The sequence below is a fragment of the Vibrio coralliilyticus ATCC BAA-450 genome (genome assembly GCF_000176135.1).
Taxonomy (GTDB): Bacteria; Pseudomonadota; Gammaproteobacteria; order Enterobacterales; family Vibrionaceae; genus Vibrio; species Vibrio coralliilyticus.
Genome location: NZ_ACZN01000017.1, coordinates 36,716 through 56,141, shown reverse-complemented (window position 1 = coordinate 56,141; position 19,426 = coordinate 36,716). Strand labels below are relative to the sequence as shown.

16 protein-coding genes are annotated in these 19,426 nt (G+C 43.8%); 11 read left to right on the top strand and 5 right to left on the bottom strand.

Translation table 11 applies throughout. The features are described 5' to 3' along the window. Nucleotides 1-4: 4 nt before the first annotated feature. The gene (locus VIC_RS15575; RefSeq protein WP_006960979.1) at nucleotides 5-1,468 is read right to left on the bottom strand and encodes a cobyric acid synthase; all 1,464 of its coding nucleotides are present in this window, start codon (nucleotides 1,466-1,468) and stop codon (nucleotides 5-7) included. Nucleotides 1,469-1,638: 170 nt separating this feature from the next. On the opposite strand from VIC_RS15575, the gene VIC_RS15570 reads away from it, so the two are divergent. Continuing rightward, nucleotides 1,639-2,007, top strand: a complete 369-nt coding sequence (locus VIC_RS15570) for a YgiW/YdeI family stress tolerance OB fold protein (protein ID WP_006960977.1) — start codon at nucleotides 1,639-1,641, stop codon at nucleotides 2,005-2,007. Nucleotides 2,008-2,083: 76 nt separating this feature from the next. Further along, the gene (locus tag VIC_RS15565) at nucleotides 2,084-2,623 is read left to right on the top strand and encodes a hypothetical protein (protein WP_409459197.1); all 540 of its coding nucleotides are present in this window, start codon (nucleotides 2,084-2,086) and stop codon (nucleotides 2,621-2,623) included. Between the two features lie 45 nt (nucleotides 2,624-2,668). On the opposite strand, the gene cra is transcribed toward VIC_RS15565, so the two are convergent. After that, nucleotides 2,669-3,649: a catabolite repressor/activator gene (gene cra / locus VIC_RS15560; protein ID WP_006960974.1), complete on the bottom strand. Its 981-nt coding sequence runs from the start codon at nucleotides 3,647-3,649 to the stop codon at nucleotides 2,669-2,671. Nucleotides 3,650-3,913: 264 nt separating this feature from the next. On the opposite strand from cra, the gene fruB reads away from it, so the two are divergent. The 5 genes from fruB (at nucleotide 3,914) to glgC (ending at nucleotide 11,265) form a co-directional block, all read left to right on the top strand. Then, nucleotides 3,914-5,050 (top strand): fused PTS fructose transporter subunit IIA/HPr protein, encoded by a 1,137-nt coding sequence (fruB, locus tag VIC_RS15555; protein WP_006960973.1) that lies wholly within the window; start codon nucleotides 3,914-3,916, stop codon nucleotides 5,048-5,050. A gap of 9 nt (nucleotides 5,051-5,059) precedes the next feature. Further along, a complete protein-coding gene (gene pfkB, locus VIC_RS15550) occupies nucleotides 5,060-6,010 on the top strand; it encodes a 1-phosphofructokinase (RefSeq protein WP_006960972.1) in 951 nt (316 codons plus the stop codon). A 17-nt stretch (nucleotides 6,011-6,027) separates the two neighbouring features. Then, nucleotides 6,028-7,764 (top strand): PTS fructose transporter subunit IIBC, encoded by a 1,737-nt coding sequence (fruA, locus tag VIC_RS15545; protein ID WP_006960971.1) that lies wholly within the window; start codon nucleotides 6,028-6,030, stop codon nucleotides 7,762-7,764. Nucleotides 7,765-7,990: 226 nt separating this feature from the next. After that, entirely contained in the window at nucleotides 7,991-9,892 is a 1,902-nt protein-coding gene (locus VIC_RS15540) for a sensor domain-containing diguanylate cyclase (RefSeq protein WP_039952095.1), read from the top strand. 155 nt (nucleotides 9,893-10,047) lie between these two features. Next, the gene (glgC, locus tag VIC_RS15535; protein ID WP_006960969.1) at nucleotides 10,048-11,265 is read left to right on the top strand and encodes a glucose-1-phosphate adenylyltransferase; all 1,218 of its coding nucleotides are present in this window, start codon (nucleotides 10,048-10,050) and stop codon (nucleotides 11,263-11,265) included. Between the two features lie 186 nt (nucleotides 11,266-11,451). Here glgC and VIC_RS15530 read toward each other — a convergent pair whose 3' ends face one another. Continuing rightward, entirely contained in the window at nucleotides 11,452-12,339 is an 888-nt protein-coding gene (locus VIC_RS15530) for an AraC family transcriptional regulator (protein ID WP_006960968.1), read from the bottom strand. A 187-nt stretch (nucleotides 12,340-12,526) separates the two neighbouring features. Between VIC_RS15530 and VIC_RS15525 the strand changes: the two genes are divergently transcribed. Both VIC_RS15525 and VIC_RS15520 read left to right on the top strand, forming a co-directional pair. Next, a complete protein-coding gene (locus VIC_RS15525; RefSeq protein ID WP_006960967.1) occupies nucleotides 12,527-13,675 on the top strand; it encodes an iron-containing alcohol dehydrogenase in 1,149 nt (382 codons plus the stop codon). A 67-nt stretch (nucleotides 13,676-13,742) separates the two neighbouring features. Further along, nucleotides 13,743-14,372 carry a lysoplasmalogenase gene (locus VIC_RS15520; RefSeq protein ID WP_006960966.1) on the top strand — a complete coding sequence of 210 codons (630 nt, stop codon included), beginning with the start codon at nucleotides 13,743-13,745 and terminating at the stop codon, nucleotides 14,370-14,372. Between the two features lie 3 nt (nucleotides 14,373-14,375). Here the strand turns inward: VIC_RS15520 and VIC_RS15515 are convergent, their stop codons facing one another. Both VIC_RS15515 and torS read right to left on the bottom strand, forming a co-directional pair. Further along, nucleotides 14,376-14,900, bottom strand: a complete 525-nt coding sequence (locus tag VIC_RS15515) for a GNAT family N-acetyltransferase (RefSeq protein ID WP_039952094.1) — start codon at nucleotides 14,898-14,900, stop codon at nucleotides 14,376-14,378. An 8-nt stretch (nucleotides 14,901-14,908) separates the two neighbouring features. Next, nucleotides 14,909-17,785, bottom strand: coding sequence for a TMAO reductase system sensor histidine kinase/response regulator TorS (gene torS / locus VIC_RS15510; RefSeq protein ID WP_006960964.1), 2,877 nt, complete (start codon nucleotides 17,783-17,785; stop codon nucleotides 14,909-14,911). 80 nt (nucleotides 17,786-17,865) lie between these two features. On the opposite strand from torS, the gene torT reads away from it, so the two are divergent. Together torT and VIC_RS15500 are read left to right on the top strand one after the other, a co-directional pair. Continuing rightward, entirely contained in the window at nucleotides 17,866-18,867 is a 1,002-nt protein-coding gene (torT, locus tag VIC_RS15505) for a TMAO reductase system periplasmic protein TorT (protein WP_006960963.1), read from the top strand. Nucleotides 18,868-18,889: 22 nt separating this feature from the next. After that, nucleotides 18,890-19,345 carry a methylglyoxal synthase gene (locus VIC_RS15500; protein ID WP_006960955.1) on the top strand — a complete coding sequence of 152 codons (456 nt, stop codon included), beginning with the start codon at nucleotides 18,890-18,892 and terminating at the stop codon, nucleotides 19,343-19,345. Nucleotides 19,346-19,426 lie beyond the last annotated feature (81 nt).

Here is a 19,426-nt window from a genome sequence, read left to right as displayed (position 1 = left end):
GATATCAGGTATAAAGTTCCGGCCAGATTAAGTCTAGCTTCATGTGTTGTTCGACAGCATCGGCTATTCGGTTGATTGCATTTTCTTGATTCTGTTGATGGTCAATAGAAGCAATACTTTCCGCCCCCGCCCACTGACAAATCAATGCTAACGCTTGTGGGGTATCCAAAATACCATGTAAATAAGTCCCAAAGATTTGATTACAGTCACTGATAGCACCATCTGCTGAACCGGATTCTAAGGAGACTGGAGAACTGCCATTCCCTAATGTTCTACCGACATGAATTTCATACCCTTTCACTGGTGCAGTTTGATTATTCAACTCCAGCACTCCGGATACGATTGTCAGTGCTTTTTCTTTGGTTAACTCTGTGGAAACAGGTAAATAATCGAGGCCTTGTGATTCACCAGCAACGCTTTCTACGCCTAAAGGATCGCTAATATGACGTCCTAACATCTGGTACCCGCCACAAATTCCTATCACCTTTCCACCTAATCTTAAGTGTCGGGCGATATCTTTATCCCAACCTTGGCTTCGTAAATAGTCGAGATCGGCTCTCACGGATTTGGTGCCTGGTAGAATTATCAAATCTGCTTTATCAAGCTTTTGACCTTTACCTACATAGCGAAAGTTAATGTCTGGATTTTGCCTTAGCACATCAAAATCGGTGTGATTGCTGATTCTGGTGAGTACGGGGACGACGACGTTTAGCTTGACCGACTCACCAGTATTTTGTTGATTATTTATGGCATCCTCTGCTTCAAGGTCAAAGCCGTGAAGATAAGGCAAAACGCCAAGGACTGGCTTGCCTGTTTTTTCTTCAAGCCAATCTAACCCTGACTGAAGCAACGATATGTCGCCGCGAAATCGATTAATAACGAAACCAATCACTCGGTTTTGCTCTGATGGCGAAAGTAAATCTAGGGTGCCAACCAAATGCGCAAAAACACCCCCGCGGTCAATATCAGCAATGATGATGACGGGAACATCTGCCTCTTCAGCAAACCCCATATTCGCAATGTCATTTTCACGTAAGTTAATTTCCGCTGGACTACCGGCTCCCTCAATCATGACAGATTCAAATTGCTCTTGGAGTATTGAAAAAGACTCAAGCACGGTAGGTAAAGCAATTTGCTTGTAGTTTTGATATCCCACAGCTTCCATGTTACTGAGAGCTTTGCCTTGCAGGATTACCTGAGCCCCAGTATCCGAATTGGGTTTGAGTAGGACTGGATTCATATGTACTGAAGTTTCAACATTCGCGGCACTGGCTTGTACTGCTTGAGCACGACCAATTTCACCGCCATCTGATGTGACCGCACTGTTGAGCGCCATATTTTGGGGCTTGAAAGGTGCAACTCTGACTCCTTTTCTGGCCAATACACGGCATAAAGCTGCCACTAATACACTTTTTCCGGCATCGGATGTCGTGCCCTGAACCATCAATGCTTGTAATGCTGGTTGCATAATCTATTAATTTTTCGAGTCTTTTTACTGAGTATTGTCTAATCATAGCCTCTTTAGGTTTGTTGACTCAATAAATGAATCGAATATGAATACTCTCCTCAGAGGTTATTCAAAATAGCTATGGCTTAATAGCACCATCAACAACGAAACCTGTCTAAAAAGGAAACATCATGAAAAAAGTTATTTTGGCTACCGCTGCTGCTCTAGTACTTTCACCTACTCTAGTATTCGCAAAAGAAGGCCAATCGGCGTCAGGCATCCAGTTTAATGGCCCCGTTGACCTGACAACAGTCGATTCCCTAATTGCTGAGAGCAACATGTTTACTGAGAAGAATGTTGTTATTGATGGCAACATCGTACGCCAAATTAAAGGAGACACCTTTGTGTTTTCTGATGGTAAGAGCGAAATTCAAATCGAGATTGATGATGATATCCACCTGAACCAAGCCATAGATGCAACAACAAACCTGCGTATCTTCGGTGAGTTTGAAGGCGGAAATACTCCAGAAATTGAAGTTGATCGTATTCAACTACTTTAAAGATAAAGTAATTTAACTCCCACTGCGTTAATATTTGGCTTGCTTATTGCAAGCCTTTTTTATAGTCAAAAACTTGATGCTAGTCGGAGTACTACCCTTGAAAAAGATCATCCTAACCAGTGCGCTAATTTGTGCTGGTTTCGCTGGCGCGGCAAATGCGAACAACTTTAATTATAATTTCTTTGAAGTGCGTACAGCGGTGAACCCTGAAATGAGCGGCGTTGAATTCAGCACACTCTTCACTGATAACTCTCACTTTATTCTGAGAGCAGACACGCAGTTCGACAACGACTACGATTTGGCAGGTGGTATCGGCTTTAATGGACCAATTAGTCAGTTTGCTGACGTTTATGGTCAATTACTTGTACATCAGACGAAATTTACTGAGGAAGCAGGCGGTGAAACAGATACTGTGGCAGAAGTAAACATTGGCTTCCGCATGTGGCTTGCCGATCAGATTGAGGCAACAGGTAGAATTGGCCGCAATGATGACAGCTCTGTGTTCCATGCAGGTGTACGCTTCCACTCAACGGAGCAACTGTCACTATCTGCTGAAACACGTAACAATGGCCTATATGGTCCTCAGATTACTATGTCAGTACGCTTCCAGTACTAACACCACGACTTTCAATTCCCAAAGCCCAGCGAGTAGCCGGGCTTTTTATTGCCTGACAATAATCTTTCTAGGCACAAGCTCAACACCTGGTTGATAACGCTTAGCCGTTGCATTTAGTGCCAGTGCGAGAGCACTATCGGCTATTAGCTCAAACTGTTGAGGTAATGAGTTGATTTTAACAGGTAAGAAGTCCAGCAGGCGATTGTCACCAAAGGTGGATAACTTAACTTGTTCCATTACTTCAGGCTTATCCAATAAAACGTCAAGTACACCCTCTAGCAAGGTGTATGATGTCGTGATGATTGCTTGAGGAAGATTTCCATCAGCGATCCAACCTTCCAACACTTTGCGGCCATCTTCTCTATTGAAGTGTTCGCCATAACCCACTACCGTTTCTAAGTCACCTCTCTGTGCAACTGAACGAAAGCCAAGCTCACGCTCTCGGGAAATGTTTAGTTCAGGCAAAGCACCGATTAGACCCACTTTAGTTACGCCGTCACTAATTATTGAGGACGTAAGTTCAAATGCCGCGCCAAAATCTTCACTGATGACACAAGAAAAGTGTTCATCATCCAACGGACGGTCAATTGCGATAACGGGTGTGCCTTTCTTTTGTAAATCTCGATAAAAGTCACTGGCTTCAGGAATGGCACTCGCAACAAAAAGCGCATCAACTTTGCGGCTTACTAAAGCTTGAACAACGCTTTTTTCTGTTGAGGGCTCATCATCCGAGCATGCAATCAATATTTGGTATCCGGCCGCGCGGGAGTTCTGTTCTAGCAGTTTGGCTAACCGAGCATAACTGGTGTTTTCTAAGTCAGGAATAATTAAACCAAACGAACGGCTCTGCCCCGCTCTCAAAGTACTTGCAGCAAGATCAGGACGGTAATTGTGCTCATCTACAACTGCCATCACCTTCTTCTGTGTTTTCTCACTGATTCGATACTTTTGCGCCTTGCCGTTGATGACATAACTGGCGGTCGTTTTGGATACTCCAGCCAGTTTGGCTATTTCATCTAGTGTCATATGAACCTACATATTCTGTGCATTGGATCAAAAATCCTTAATGATGATCCTGACAATATTTGCATTATAAACTGAAACGATTCAGCATAAAAGCTGAAAGGATTCAGCAAAATTGAAAATTTGATAACGATTCGAATTTTGAATAACACAGCAAATGAAAATCTATTGTTTTTGGTTTGCTGAATTTTTTTAATAATTTGCTGAAACGATTCAGCTATGCATTGAATGCTACTGAATTGGATAAATAAACGAATTGAGGCGCTTATGCTCAAGTTAACAACAAAAGATATTTCGCTGCAGCAATCTTTCTCTGATAAGAAAAGTGCAATTACATTTCTTGCTGAAGCACTGACGAGTAAGGGTTTGGTCGAGAATGGCTACGTCGAGGGTATGCTGAACAGAGAAAACCAAAACTCTACTTTCCTAGGCAACGGTATTGCTATTCCTCACGGTACTACCGATACCCGTGCATTGGTTAAAACAACGGGCGTGTCTATTGCCCACTTTCCTGAAGGTGTTGATTGGGGGGATGGCAACACTGCTTACGTTGCGATTGGAATCGCCGCCAAGTCTGATGAGCACTTGGGGATATTGAAGCAACTCACAAAAGTGCTATCTGCAGATGGCATTGAAGCCAAGCTTAAACAAGCAAAAACTGAAGATGAAATTATTGCGCTTCTGAATGGAGAAACGCAATTGGAGATTGATTTTGATCCGTCTCTCATTCAACTCAACTTCCCTGCCAGCGATATGGTTCAGATGTCAGCAGTTGCGGGTGGATTGCTCAAAAATACTGGTTGTGCTGATAGCGAGTTTGTTGCCAGCCTAGTCACTACTGCCCCAACCCATCTTGGCCGTGGAGTTTGGCTCGCAAGTTCAGATAAAGCCGTTATGCGCACTGGAATGGCTTTTGTTTCAACAGCCAACCATTGTGAGTATGAAGGCAAAGAAGTCAAAGCACTTATCGCGTTTGCTGCGTGTAACGATAGTCATAAATCCCAGTTGGATACTCTTAGCCAAATTGTTTTCGAAGGTAAGCAAAACGTACTCACCGACGCGACGACAGATCAATTGCTCAACTTATTTAAGTCAAATGAAACCGAGCTCCCTTCCAGTGAAGGGAGCGATAACAGCGCTGTCTTTGTTATTCGAAATGCCCATGGCTTGCATGCAAGACCTGGCGCAATGCTTGTCGCTGAAGCCAAAAAATTCGAATCAACCATCAAAGTTGCCAACCTTGATGGTGATGGTTCTACGGTTAACGCTAAAAGCTTGATGAAGGTGATCGCTTTAGGTGTCAAAAAGGGTCATCAACTTCAGTTTACTGCGGATGGTGCAGATGCACAGCAAGCTCTTGCGTCTATTGGTGCAGCCATCGACGCTGGCCTGGGCGAGAGCTAAGGAATCATTATGACGAACAAAGTCGTTACCATCACGTTGAATCCGGCACTTGACCTTACAGGCAGTTTATCAACTCTTAAACAGGGTTCCGTTAGCTTAGTTAATCAGAGTTCACTCCACGCCGCAGGCAAAGGTGTAAACGTTGCTAGAGTGCTATCCGATTTAGGTGCAGAAGTTACAGTGACTGGCTTTCTTGGCAAAGACAATCAGGAAATGTTCTGTCAGCTGTTTGAAGAGATGGGCGCTAATGACCAGTTCATTAGAGTCTGCGGTGCTACACGTATCAACGTCAAACTTGTCGAAGAGAATGGCAGCGTAAGTGACATCAATTTTCCAGGTATCAGCATCGACGAAGCGGCACTGAGTCAATTTGAAGCCAAACTAGAAGAACTTGCTGAGCACCACGACTACTTTGTGCTGGCAGGAAGTCTGCCAAAAGGCGTCACTCCACAGCGTTGCGCTTCATGGGTTTCCTTCCTTGAGAAAAAAGGCAAAAAAGTCTTGTTTGATTCGAGCCGAGAGGCGCTAAAAGCTGGTATCGAATCCGCCCCTTGGTTGATTAAGCCTAATGATGAAGAGCTGTCTGACTATGCTGGAAAAACATTAACTTCTGCCTTTGAGTGTCAGGAAGTTGCTGAAAACCTAAGTCAGCGCGGAATAGAAAACGTGGTCGTTTCCATGGGCGCTGAAGGCGTAATGTGGTTAAACCAGAATCAATGGATTCAAGCTCAGCCGCCTAGAATGGACGTCGTCAGCACCGTGGGTGCAGGCGATACGCTGGTTGCCGGTTTGTGCTGGGGCCACATGAAATCGATGACGAAAACTGAACTCTTGTCTTTCGCTACCGCACTTTCAGCCTTGGCTGTGAGCCAAGTCGGCGTTGGCGTCCCAGATATTAAACAAGTACATACCCTACAAGAACAAATCAAAATCAACCTGCTCTCTGATCAGAAAGCTTAAGGACAAAGGTCGAGATTATGAATATTGCAATTATTACAGCTTGCCCTAGCGGGGTTGCAAATAGCATCATAGCTGCCGGGCTTTTAGAAAAAGCCGCTAATCAACTCAAGTTCAGCGCCAAAATAGAATGCCAGTCCAGCGTATTAGCTGGTTACACACTAAACGCGGAAGATATTGCTAAAGCAGATGTAGTGGTCATTGCAACCAATACTCCTGTCGACACGTCGCGTTTTGTTGGTAAAAAGGTGTATCAAGCCTCTATCAATGAAGTCACCGAAAACCCGGCGGATTTTCTTCAACACGCGGTTAGCAATGCAACCGAGTTAAATGTTGAGAGTGTTCAGTCTGTAGCATTGTCTACAAACGTTTCCACTAAGAAGATTGTCGCTATTACTGCCTGCCCTACAGGCGTGGCTCACACCTTCATGGCTGCCGAAGCACTAGAAGATGAAGCTAAACGTCAGGGCCACCAAATCAAAGTCGAAACTCGCGGCTCAGTCGGTGCGAAAAACCAACTGACTGAGGCTGACATTTCTGACGCTGATCTGGTTATCATCGCTGCGGATATTGAAGTGCCACTTGATCGCTTCAATGGCAAACCTATGTACCGCACTAAGACGGGGCCAGCACTTAAAAAGACTGAGCAAGAGCTAAATAAAGCCTTCTCTGAAGCCACTATTTACCAGCATACAGGTTCTGGCGAGTCTGCGACAGTTGAAGAGAAAAAAGGTGTCTATAAGCATCTGATGACAGGTGTTTCGCATATGTTGCCTGTCGTTGTTGCTGGCGGTTTGATCATCGCGCTTTCATTCGTATTTGGTATTGAAGCATTTAAAGAAGAAGGTACGCTTGCCGCGGCGCTCATGACCATTGGTGGAGGTTCTGCCTTTGCTCTGATGATTCCAGTGCTTGCTGGTTTTATTGCATTCTCAATTGCCGATCGCCCAGGTCTTGCACCAGGCTTAATTGGTGGCATGCTTGCCAGTTCAACGGGTGCCGGCTTCCTTGGCGGGATCGCAGCTGGTTTTATTGCTGGTTACTCAGCGAAGCTCATCGCCGACAAAGTCCAACTTCCTCAATCGATGGAAGCACTGAAGCCGATTCTGATCATTCCTTTTGTTGCAAGTTTGTTCACTGGCCTAGTAATGATCTACATCGTTGGTGGTCCGGTTTCTGGCATTATGGCTGCGATGACAGAGTTCTTGAATAACATGGGTTCTGCTAACGCGGTACTACTTGGCGTTATCTTAGGTGCAATGATGTGTTTTGACCTTGGTGGTCCGATAAACAAAGCCGCGTACACGTTTGGTGTTGGCTTGCTTGCATCTCAAACTTACGCTCCTATGGCAGCGATCATGGCGGCTGGTATGGTACCTGCCTTGGGTATGGGGCTGGCCACATTCTTAGCGCGAGATAAGTTTGAGCCGAGTGAACGTGAAGCAGGTAAAGCTTCCTTCGTATTAGGGCTTTGCTTTATCTCTGAAGGCGCTATTCCTTTTGCAGCGAAAGATCCGATGCGTGTTATCCCAGCCTGTATGGCAGGTGGCGCATTAACAGGTGCCCTTTCAATGTTGTTTGGCGCAAAACTGATGGCTCCTCATGGTGGTTTGTTTGTATTGCTTATTCCTAACGCTATAACTCCTGTTCTGATGTATCTAGTTGCCATTACGGCAGGTACTGCACTCACTGGCTTTGGTTATGCATTTTTGAAGAATCGTTCAAATCAAGGTAAAGCAGAAACCGCTGCCGCTTAAACTTGTAAGCCAGTCTCCCCCAATCGACTTGGCTCAAGCCCTACTCATTGAGTAGGGCTTTTTTATTCCCGAATTTTTAAATACTTACCATTAATCAATGCATCATATTGCCCAGCATCTGAATCAATATCGTGGGATATTCCACACTGCTCACAGTAAAATCAATAAAAGCTCATATAATTATTCACAGTATTATTAAGTAAATTTGTGGCGTCATTGGGGCGAAATGTTCAAGATAAATTCCCGCATTCTCCTGCAGTTCATGCTTGTATTCATCACCCTAGCCTTCGTGCCAACACTTTATTTTGCGAACGAGCTTTCTAAGGTCGAAGAAGATGCTCGTCAACAAGTCGATCGCCTGACACAAACAAAACTAGAATATGCGCGCTCTGAATTAAAATCGCACTCTTCTAAAATTCTTAAATCCGTAAAATTCCTTTCGAGTAATGGCATCTTCCATCGTGCGGTGTTGGAGCCAAACGATATGAATCGCGGGGCATTACAGGACTTTTGGCTGTTAGTAGCCCGTACTCAAGGCTACTTTTCGCAACTTCGCTATTTGGACAACCATGGCCAAGAGTTGGTGCGAATTAATCATGGTCAACGCGCGAGTGTTGTTGTTCCTGAAGAGTTCTTACAAAACAAATTCCATCGGGATTATTTCAAGTTCGCTCAAAACCTGCCTGTAAATACGGTCGGAACTTTTGGTATTGATTTAGAGCGAGAAAATAATCAAATTGCCCAGCCGCTTACACCCAGTTTAAGGGTAATCGTCCCCATCGACATTCATTCAGAGCGTCGTGGCTACTTTATTGCAAATCTTGACTTTGACTATTTGTATCAACGCTTAGCGTATAACAAAGTGAATGACGATTTACCGGATGTCTTCAATTCTGATGGCTATTACGTCATGGCTAAAAACATGACAAACATAATGGGCCACATTGCGAAAGAAAACTCAGAGTTTAAATTAAGTAAGCTCTACCCTAAGTTGTGGCGCCAACTTCAATTCAATGAGCATGGGACCCTATTTGAACAAGGCAAATGGTTATCTTACGTTAAAGCAGAACTCAATACCCTTGATAGACCACTGCACTTTATCCTCGTCGCTGAAGTCTCTCAGTACGACGCGGCTCAGCTTTACCTTGAGCGTAAGACTGAACTCTCAATTCAAGCCGCTTCTGTATACATGATCATTTTACTCATCGCGTTCAGTTTTGTTACGTGGAATTACAATCACACCAAAAATAGTCTGGAAAGCCAAATTGCCCGTGCTGCAATGAATGGTATGTCAGCTATGCTGATCACCGATCGTCAGAACCGAATTATTAAGACGAATGAAGAGTTTACTCGAGTCAGTGGTTATACCTTTGAAGAGGTCAAAGGAAAGCAGCCTTCTTTCTTTGCTGCTAATAAACATGAACAAGAGTTCTACATTAATATGTGGAAGATTTTAGAAAAAGAAGGCTTGTGGGAAGGCGAAGTCGTTAACAAGCGTCGCGATGGTTCTCATATTACCGAGATACTGCGTATTCAGACAGTGACCGACAACAATGGGGTAATTCAGTTTTATGTTGCCTCTTTTGTCGACATCTCTCACCGTAAAGAACTCGAAAATCGCCTGAGAGAGATGAGTGAGAAAGACTCTATGACTGGTTTATGGAATAGACGTAAGTTTGATCAAGAAATGGCGGCGCAATGTGCAAAAAGTAAGCGCTATAGCCATGCTGAACCTACTTGTTTTGCTATTGTCGATATCGACCACTTCAAGCGTGTAAATGATAGATTGGGTCACGATGAAGGCGATAAAATTATTAAATCTGTCGGAACAGTCTTAAGTGATCATCTTCGAGAAACAGACTTCATTGCACGAATCGGTGGCGAAGAGTTTGCGATCATTATGCCCCACACTCGCATTCAAGAAGCGGAAATCGTCACAAACCGCCTGCGCACATCGGTATCGCTTCAACACGACGAGCAAATTACGGTCAGTGTTGGGGTAACTGATATGGATGGTTCTGTCGAAAATACCTACAAGCGTGCTGACGTGGCATTGTATGAATCTAAGTCATTGGGTAGAAATTGTGTATCGATTCTTGACTCTGAAGAGATGGGTACTGTTGCCTAACTTTGGTGCAATGCATTTTGTTGGTGCAATGGGTGGTGCATTTTTTTAATACGAATCGTTGGCAGAGCGCGAAAACTCAACAAGTTGAATATTGGCTTGAAACTTGAAGTAGTCTTTCTGAAAGCACATAAACGCACTATTTCAGGGAGAAAGGCATGCAAGATACACTAGCGGTAGTCCTAGCAGGTGGGATGGGTTCGAGATTGAGCCCTTTGACTGACGATAGAGCAAAGCCAGCCGTTCCATTTGGAGGCAAGTATCGAATCATAGATTTTACACTCACCAATTGCCTACACTCCGGCCTTAGAAAAATTCTCGTTCTTACCCAATACAAATCCCACTCACTTCAAAAGCATTTACGTGATGGTTGGTCGATATTCAATCCGGAACTTGGCGAGTTCATTTCTGTAGTTCCGCCGCAAATGAGAGGAGGCGGTAAATGGTATGAAGGTACTGCCGATGCCATCTACCACAATTTATGGCTACTTTCCCGCAGTGATGCAAAGTATGTTGTTGTTTTGTCTGGCGATCACATCTATCGAATGGATTACGCTGCAATGCTCGAAGAACATAAGCAAAATAATGCCAAGCTCACCATCGCTTGCATGGATGTAAGCCGTGATGAGGCCACTCAATTTGGTGTCATGGATACTGATGACAACGGCCTAATTACTTCATTTGTTGAAAAGCCTCTCGACCCACCATCGATTCCTGGCAAACCTGATCGCAGTTTGGCATCCATGGGAATCTACATCTTTGATATGGATGTATTAAGAGCCGCACTCGATGACGATGCTGAATGTCCTGACTCAAGTCATGACTTTGGTAAAGACATTATTCCTAAACTTATCAAGACAGAGTCGGTTTACGCTTACGATTTTTGTAATGATAAAGGTCGAGTAGCGAAAGATTGCTACTGGCGAGACGTTGGAACACTAGATTCGTTTTATGAAGCCAATATGGATTTGCTTGAGCCGGTTCCGCCCATGAACCTTTATCAGCCTGATTGGGCAGTAAGAACTTATGAAGCGCAATGCCCTCCTGCCCGCACTGTTTCTTCTGCAACTGGAAATGAAGGGATTTTTATTAATTCAATCATTGCGAATGGCGTAATTAATTCGGGTGGGTCTGTTCAGCATTCCGTGGTATCACCCAATGTTCGAATTAACGACAGCGCTACTGTGGTCGACAGTATTCTTTTTGATGATGTTGAAGTTGGAGAAGGAAGCCAGTTAGTCAACTGTATTATTGATAAACACGTTAAGGTTCCACCATACACTCAAATTGGAATTAACAAAATTGAAGACGCCAAACGGTTCCATGTTTCGGAAAAAGGTGTTGTCGTTGTTCCTGAGAACTATCAATTTTCTTAAGTTAAAAAATAGCCCTCTTAATCTCATCGAGTTTAAGAGGGCTGATTTAAGAGACTGACTAGATCTCCTATAGGGGTATGTAAATCAAAAACTTGTATGTTGTTTTGTTTACTCGAGGAATTATGCTGTTACTGGTTTGATAAAAAAACAGTAATTATTTAACTGTCCTTTTCCTCTTTTGTGTTTTCAACTCACCAGCTTTAATCCTGTCGGTGTTTCATTAAAGTGTCTTTTGTACTCACGCGAGAATTGAGAAACACTGTTATAACCAACTAGTCTTGCTGCATCATTCACTTTCTTACCTTCTAGCTGGATGAGTTCTTTCGCTTTGTTTAAACGCACCTTTTTAATGTACTGAATAGGTGATTCAAGTGTGATCTGACGAAAAGCGCTGTGGAAGGCAGACATACTCATGTTGGCCTCTTCAGCAAGGTGTTGTACAGAGAGTGTTTCGCTATAGCTTCTATGGACTTTATCCAAAGCTTTGGCGACGCGAGCATATTGACCTTCATGGTGGGCTAAATCAAACAACACATGCCCTTCACTACTAGTCAAGGCACGATAGGCCAACTCTTCTTTGAGAGATTCACCTAACAGTGATAGCTCAATTGGATTACACAACGCGCGCATGATTCGTTTGCAGGTATCCAGCATAGAATCTTCCATACTGACAGAACGCAAACCACAGGTGTAATGTGGTTGCTCTTTGTGAGGAGCATATCCAAGTGATTCAAGCTTATTAACGTGACGATGTAACATCTGAGGGTCAATATCGACAGTTAACCCAAGAAGCGGCTCGCCATTTGTTGGGAACGCCTCACACTCTAAAGGCATAGGCACACCAACGACTAAGTAGTCATTTGGCCCATACTTTACCGGCTCACTGCCAATATGAATAATCTTGTTTCCTTGCCCCAACACAATCACACCAGACTGATAAATAAAAGGCTGGCGAGTGTTTCCAGTGCTACTGCGATAAAACCAAACTCCATCAAGATCGGTCTTTCTTACCCCTTCGAGGTCATTCAGATTATGGGTATCAACATACTGCTGCATTAATCGGGCGAGTGTCATATCACCTCCTGTCAATTTTCAATAAGAATATACAAAAAGTAGGAATAGGCAACATAAACAGAGGATTCGATATTTTTAAAACGACTTTTCAGTACTATTATGCATTCAAACAATGAAGTGTTTCCAAGCTCGGGACACAAGATCAGTCTGCCCTATCAGGCGTTCAACTGAAGCAAGAGGAATGACAATGCAATTTACTTACGCTAACCCTACCCAGATTCTGTTTGGTCAAGGTCAAATCAGTGCCATTCAATCATCGATTCAACCGCAAGATAAAGTTCTTGTCATTTACGGCGGAGGTTCTATTAAACGTAACGGCGTTTATGATCAGGTTTCTGAGGCACTGAACGGTCATCAATGGGTTGAGTTTTCAGGCGTTGAACCAAACCCAACAAAAGAAACACTTGATAAAGCGGTCGCGATTGTTAAAGAGCAAGGCATTAACTTCATCCTTGCTGTTGGTGGCGGTTCTGTTATTGATGGCTCTAAATACATTGCGGCGGCTGCCAAGTATGATGGTGACGGCTGGGATATCCTAACGGGCAAGCATCAAGTTTCTGAAGCAACACCACTTGGCGCAGTATTAACACTTCCAGCAACTGGCTCCGAATCCAATATGGGTGCTGTGATTACAAAAGCTGAAACGCAGGATAAGCTCGCGTTCCTTAGCCCATTTGTACAGCCAAAATTTGCGGTTATGGACCCGGATGTGATGAAGACTCTGCCTGAAAAGCAACTAATCAACGGTATTGTTGATGCTTGGGTACACGTATGTGAGCAATACCTGACTACAAAACATGGCGCAATGGTTCAAGATGGATATGCAGAGACTCTACTTCGCACTCTTAAGAAGCTCGGTGAAGACTTTGACAATCGTGACGATGACGCATGGCGTGCAAATCTAATGTGGTCAGCAAACCAGGCTCTGAATGGTCTCATCGGCAGCGGTGTACCGCAAGACTGGGCGACTCACATGATCGGCCACGAGCTGACTGCGCTTTGGGGTGTGGACCACGCTCGCTCTCTGGCCATCGTACAGCCTTCTCTTCTTCGCAACCAATTGGTTCACAAACGTGCCAAACTGGAACAAATGGGCGTGAATGTATTTGGTCTAGAACTGGGGGATGACCTAGCCGAGCGTACCATCGATGCAATAGAAAGTTTCTACCAGACAATGACAGTCTCAACACAGTTAACTGAGCATGGCAGTGATAAACAAAGCGCGATTGACTCGGTAGTGAGTCAGTTAGAACTTCATGGCATGAAAGCATTAGGTGAAAATCAAGCGATCACTCTAAAGGAAAGCCGCGAAATATTGACTCAGGCTATTGCTTAGTTAACACCCTGTTAGTACGCTAAAAAGCAGCAATATTGCTGCTTTTTTTATATGGGTGAAAAGAGAAATGTGGCTGCTGATCCTAACACTGTGTGCTGTACATGTCTGGAGTATTGAGCGTGGCCCTCGGTGGCTGTTTTATGCCACCAAAACTTTACCAATTTTACTCATGGCTATTGTGTCAATCTCACTGTATGAGGTGGTTGGTCAATACGCTTTATGGATGGCAGTAGGATTACTTGTTTCTGTTGTTGGCGACCTACTACTCATGCAACCGAAAGATAGATTTGTCCAAGGGTTAACGGTTTTCCTACTGGTACACTTTATCTACTCTCTCGCTTTTTATACTCAACTCGATGGATTGATAAATTGGTGGCTACCACTACTACTTTTATCGGTTGGTATTATTGTTTTCTTACTACTGCTCCCCACGCTCGGAAACATGAAGCTTCCTGTAGCCTTCTATTCATTAGGTATTCTCGGGATGGCTTGGGCTGCGATTGAGTATTGGCGAGTGGATCATGCACAGTCAGCAGCGTTTGCTGTCATGGGCGCGTTGATTTTTATAACCTCAGACATTGTGTTAGCCGTAGACCGATTCCGATCCAGTTCAGCTTTCTCGCGTCATGTGATTATGATTACCTACTACACCGCACAATTGTTGCTGACATTATCTGTCGTTGCCTACAGAGCTTAAGAATTATAAGTGGAAACGATAAATCAAATCATCATAGAGTTTGCCACCAATTCGATACGCGTTTTCTTCCCTTTCTACTAACTCAAATCCTGCCTTTTCAAGCACTTTGCACGAAGCTACGTTACCATCAGTCACGATAGCGTTAATATTCTTTACCGCAGGTAGAGAGCTCTTTACGTGAGCGATTAATGCCAGTAAAGACTCTGTCCCTATACCTTTTCCATGAAACTCTGGAAGCAGTAAATAGCCTATTTCTACAGAATCATCAGATTCATCTTCAATGCACAAACCTGTTACGCCTATGGGCTGATTGTTTTGGCTATCTCTAATAACAAGGCATAGCCAATGTCCGCTTCCCCACTCCCACACAGGTAATCTCGATTCAAATCGTTGGCGAATGTCATCAAGTTCAGGTTGGTCAAACGCGTAACGAATCACTTCTTCTTCTTGGTGTAAGCGTAAGAAAAGTGGCCAATCTGTTTCTGTAATCTGACGCATCGAAAGTCGAGGAGATGAAATTTCTATCATAGTTCTACCTAGTCAACCAATTGATTCAACGCTTGTTTTGAGCTTTCTATCAGCGATAAAAGCTGATCTTTATCCGCCAAATAATCACTAACTGGCTGCTGAGATTTCTCTATACCCAAACAAGCGTCAAACAATGCTAGCAGACCCAAGCTTCCTGCTGAACCTTTCAACTTGTGTGCGAGTTGTTTTATTTGATTCGGGTCATCTTGCTCAGCGGCTGTTTGCATAAGATTCAATGTTTCGTCAGCACTCTTATCAAACAGGGTGATGATTTCTTTCATTTTTTCGTTCCCAAGAATGAGAGAATCTTTACTGACAACGCTTATATCGATGATGCGTGAGGTCACGGGCGGGTAACTTGGCGCAAGATCCGATTGCTCAAGTAACAGCGAGTGACCTTGCAGACTGGAGTTAATCATATGACAAAGTGCATCTTTATCTAAAGGTTTAGGCAGGTAGCCATCGAACCCTGCAGCAAGGTAGCTTTGCACTTCTTCATCGTAAACGTGAGCTGAAATTGCAATCACTGGAGTGACATTGTCACTTTTAATTCGTTTCAATTTATCTAACAGCTCTACGCCATTGCAGTCAGGGAGGTTGATATCAAGCAAAGCGATATCAAAATCATGCTGAGAATAAATCTCCTCAGCGGAATTGCCATCATTCGCCGTCGTGACTTCGTGACCTAGACTTTCTAAAAATCCTTCCGCTACTAGGCAATTAACTGGGTTATCTTCCACCAGCAGTACTTTCGCTTTTAGCGTTGAGCCAACATTAAGATCTTTAGATTGAACCTTGCTGCCTTGGGACAAAGGAACACTAAAACTGAATCGGCTCCCCTGTCCTACTTCAGATTCGAGCTGCAGGAATCCTCCCATGGCTTCGACAATACGTTTGCTAATAGCGAGACCAAGGCCCGTGCCACCTTTGCTACTCATACCACCAGAAGCCTGAGTAAACGCATCGAACAAAGTCTCTTGCTCTTCCTGACTGATACCTATGCCAGTATCAGAAACTTCGAACAACACCTGACCGTCTTGGCCAGGATCATAGGTTACGTAAATATCAACGTGGCCTTGCTCTGTAAATTTAACAGCATTGCCGACTAGATTGGTTAACACTTGGCTAATACGAGTTACGTCACCATATAAAAACTGACTGACATCGCTTTCTATCAAGGTACTGATTTCGATGTTTTTTTCTTTAGCTCTGCCATCAAGCAACTGCTGAACGTCTTTCACCATGTCAAAAAGGTTGAAGTCCACTGGCCGTATTTCTAGGTGGCCCGCTTCAATCTTCGAATAATCAAGCACATCATTCAGGATCGCAAGTAATGTGGTACCGCTACGATTGATCACATCCACAAAATGGCCTTGTTTCGAGTTCAACCCAGTCTCTTTAAGCAATCTAGCTGTACCAAGCACCCCGTTCATTGGTGTGCGAATTTCATGGCTCATTGTTGCTAAGAACGCAGTTTTTGCTCGGCTCGCTTGCTCTGCTTGTCGGCGCGCTTTCGCATGGTTGAGTACTTCGTGATTTAGGCGTTTGTTAGTATCTTGCAATTGGTGGGTACGCTCTGTAACAAGCTCTTCAAGATGTTCTTTATGCTCTTGCAACTCTCGCTTCGCTTTTGCTTCACTTTCTGCGACCACTTTTAATGATTGAGCCGTGTTTCTTGCTGTAATGATAGCTTGGCCCATATGGGCTAATTCATCATTGCCTTTCACTGTGATATCGACATTCAGTTGCCCCTGCGCAATAGACGACAAAGCCGACGAATATTCTGCTAAGCGTTTAAGTACAGATACATAAACCACTTTCCAAACGATCAAAATGACGATCAGCATACCCAATACCGTAATGATCGTCAGACTGAGTTGAGCATAATTTAATGTCGTTTTGAGCTTGTCCACTGCTCGTGTCGTAGCTTGGTTTGAATCATCGACCAATTTGTTTACGGTCGTATTCAAAGCTGAAAATTGTATCAGTGTGTCCTGCATTAGCTGTTGTGATGCTCGTTCGTTTTGGTAGCGTTGATGCAAAACGTCAAAGACGACCTCACCTTTTTCCAATTGCGTTAATAGTTCAGCCATTTGTATCGAACGTGTTGGATCTTCTACCGCTCGCACTCGGCGTTTCATGATCTCAAGGTTACTGACAAACTCTTCTCTAACCGTATGGATACGATCGATATCCGAAATTGTGCGCGCTTCTTCAATGTGGTTAAGCATTTTAAATGCAAGTAAGTGTAATTCGTGCAGCCTTTCTGCTAGATCTAAATCCACTTCAACGAGCGTGTCTAAAGCTTGGTATGCTTGGGACGTTTGGGCATTTTCTATCAAATCGTAAATATGGGTGACATTCGCAATGGCAATAGTACTAGTATTGGAAACCTGCGTACGCGTCAACTCTTCTAGTTCAGATGCTTGCTCACGAAGTTCCACTGTCCGCGTGCTTAATTCTTTTTCAAGAACCAGTTTCTTCTCTACAACGATACCCAGCTCGACCAAAGTATCGATTACGGTTTGAACGTCAGCTTCCAGTGTGCTTAATAGTTTGGAATCAAAAGAATCTGAACCGAGCTGTTTGATATGTTGAAGTAAACTTTCCAGCTGAGAAAACAACTCTTTACCCGCCTTTTGGCGCTGAAGTTCGGATTTAGAATTTGAGAGAGTTTGCACAGAAGCTATGATTCGTGAACTCAGTTCAGACACTTGTCTAGCTTCAATCATTGAAGGGATTGCGGAATTCACAACATTCCTTTCGGTCTTGGCGACCGAGGAGAAGCCGAACACACCAATCAACGCGGAAATGAGTACTAACAGCGCCATTGCGAGAAAAGCAAACAACAACTTCCGACCAATACTGGCTTTAGCAAGTAACATTAAGTAAATACACTTCTTTGCACTGTGGGAATACGCTATATTTTGCAGTGTTTATGTAACGAATACCAACGATATACATCATGCTTCCAGCTTTCTCCCTAAAACGACTGTTTGTAATGGCCATTGCGGTATACTCCTTCTTACCGACTTCTTTGTCTGCCGCTGAAGCACCTCTAAGACTGTGCGCGCTTTACCCCCACCTTAAAGACTCTTATTGGCTTTCTGTTAACTATGGCATGGTAGACGAGGCTAAAAAGCTAGGGGTTGATTTAAAAGTGTTTGAAGCCGGCGGATACCCAAATCAGATTAAACAAAAAGAACAACTTCAGAACTGCCAGCGATGGAAAGCGGACGCCATTATCTTGGGCACAGTCGCCCCTGATCTATACATGAACAATTTGCGCCAATTCGCAGTTGATATTCCTGTTTTTGCGAGTGTTAATGAACTGATTTTGGGTAGCCATTCAAGAGAACAGCTCAAAGGCGAAGTTGGCGTCGATTGGTATTGGATGGGTTATTACACGGGGCAGTATTTGAAGGATAAACACCCCCGAGGTTCTGGGACTAAAAATATTGTTTTACTCCCAGGTCCGGATTCTAGTGGTGGAACTAAGCCTGTTATCCGTGGCTTTCTCAGTGCTATTGAAGACAGTGATATTCAGATTGTTGAAACCTACTGGGCAGATAATGACAAAGAGCTTCAGCGAAACCTTGTACAGCAATCAATCGAGCGTGAAGACCTAGATTATATAGTTGGCAGTGCTGTAGCGATTGAAGCGGCGATCAGCGAATTAAGGACAGCAGGAAAAACGGATCAGATAGGACTAATTTCAACTTACCTCAGTCACGGCGTTTACCGCGGCCTGCTGAGAAATCGCGTAGAATTTGCGCCTACTGACAAAATGGTTAAACAAGGTCGATTATCTGTAAAACAAGCGGTAAGCTATCTGAAAGGTGAACCTTACGAGAAAAGTGAAGCTCCAATCATTGAGGCATTGACACCTGAAAACTTAAAACCTCAGGTGATATCGGATTCTTTGTCTCCATCAGAGTATCGACCAACATTTTACGTAAATAATTAGAAATATTAGGGAACAATCTAGAATGCAGAAAACAACTCGCACTATGCCTGCACACAAACATGTTGCTCTTGTTGCGCATGACAACTGTAAACCAGAGCTACTTCGCTGGGTTACTGAGCACAAAGAAAAGCTTCAGCGCCATTTTCTGTACGCGACCGGCACAACAGGCTCCATGCTGAGTAAAGAAACAGGCCTAGCGATAAAGAGCATGATTTCCGGACCGATGGGCGGTGACCAACAACTTGGCGCTCTGATTTCGGAAGGAAAAATCGATATGCTTATCTTCTTCTGGGATCCACTCAATGCTGTACCGCATGACCCTGATGTAAAAGCCCTACTCCGTATCGCCAGTGTATGGAACATCCCAGTCGCCACTAACCGCGCAACGGCAAACTTCCTAATCGAGTCTGACTTAATTGAATCCGAAGTCGACATCGAAATCCCAGATTACGAAGCTTATCTTGCAGATCGAACATAAAGTTTTCTTAGGAGGGCTTTGTATCATTAAGTCCTCCCACTCAAATAAAAGCCTGCCCAGTTGTGTTAAAATTAACAGTAT

Bases quoted from the DNA above. Each gene is read 5' to 3' on its own strand.
- VIC_RS15515 (WP_039952094.1), bottom strand. From the start codon at position 14,900: ATGATAGAAATTTCATCTCCTCGACTTTCGATGCGTCAGATTACAGAA.
- VIC_RS15570 (WP_006960977.1), top strand. From the start codon at position 1,639: ATGAAAAAAGTTATTTTGGCTACCGCTGCTGCTCTAGTACTTTCACCT.
- VIC_RS15520 (WP_006960966.1), top strand. From the start codon at position 13,743: ATGTGGCTGCTGATCCTAACACTGTGTGCTGTACATGTCTGGAGTATT.
- pfkB (WP_006960972.1), top strand. From the start codon at position 5,060: ATGACGAACAAAGTCGTTACCATCACGTTGAATCCGGCACTTGACCTT.
- fruA (WP_006960971.1), top strand. From the start codon at position 6,028: ATGAATATTGCAATTATTACAGCTTGCCCTAGCGGGGTTGCAAATAGC.
- VIC_RS15500 (WP_006960955.1), top strand. From the start codon at position 18,890: ATGCAGAAAACAACTCGCACTATGCCTGCACACAAACATGTTGCTCTT.
- VIC_RS15525 (WP_006960967.1), top strand. From the start codon at position 12,527: ATGCAATTTACTTACGCTAACCCTACCCAGATTCTGTTTGGTCAAGGT.
- VIC_RS15575 (WP_006960979.1), bottom strand. From the start codon at position 1,468: ATGCAACCAGCATTACAAGCATTGATGGTTCAGGGCACGACATCCGAT.
- torS (WP_006960964.1), bottom strand. From the start codon at position 17,785: ATGTTACTTGCTAAAGCCAGTATTGGTCGGAAGTTGTTGTTTGCTTTT.
- torT (WP_006960963.1), top strand. From the start codon at position 17,866: ATGCTTCCAGCTTTCTCCCTAAAACGACTGTTTGTAATGGCCATTGCG.
- VIC_RS15540 (WP_039952095.1), top strand. From the start codon at position 7,991: ATGTTCAAGATAAATTCCCGCATTCTCCTGCAGTTCATGCTTGTATTC.
- cra (WP_006960974.1), bottom strand. From the start codon at position 3,649: ATGACACTAGATGAAATAGCCAAACTGGCTGGAGTATCCAAAACGACC.
- fruB (WP_006960973.1), top strand. From the start codon at position 3,914: ATGCTCAAGTTAACAACAAAAGATATTTCGCTGCAGCAATCTTTCTCT.
- VIC_RS15530 (WP_006960968.1), bottom strand. From the start codon at position 12,339: ATGACACTCGCCCGATTAATGCAGCAGTATGTTGATACCCATAATCTG.
- VIC_RS15565 (WP_409459197.1), top strand. From the start codon at position 2,084: ATGCTAGTCGGAGTACTACCCTTGAAAAAGATCATCCTAACCAGTGCG.
- glgC (WP_006960969.1), top strand. From the start codon at position 10,048: ATGCAAGATACACTAGCGGTAGTCCTAGCAGGTGGGATGGGTTCGAGA.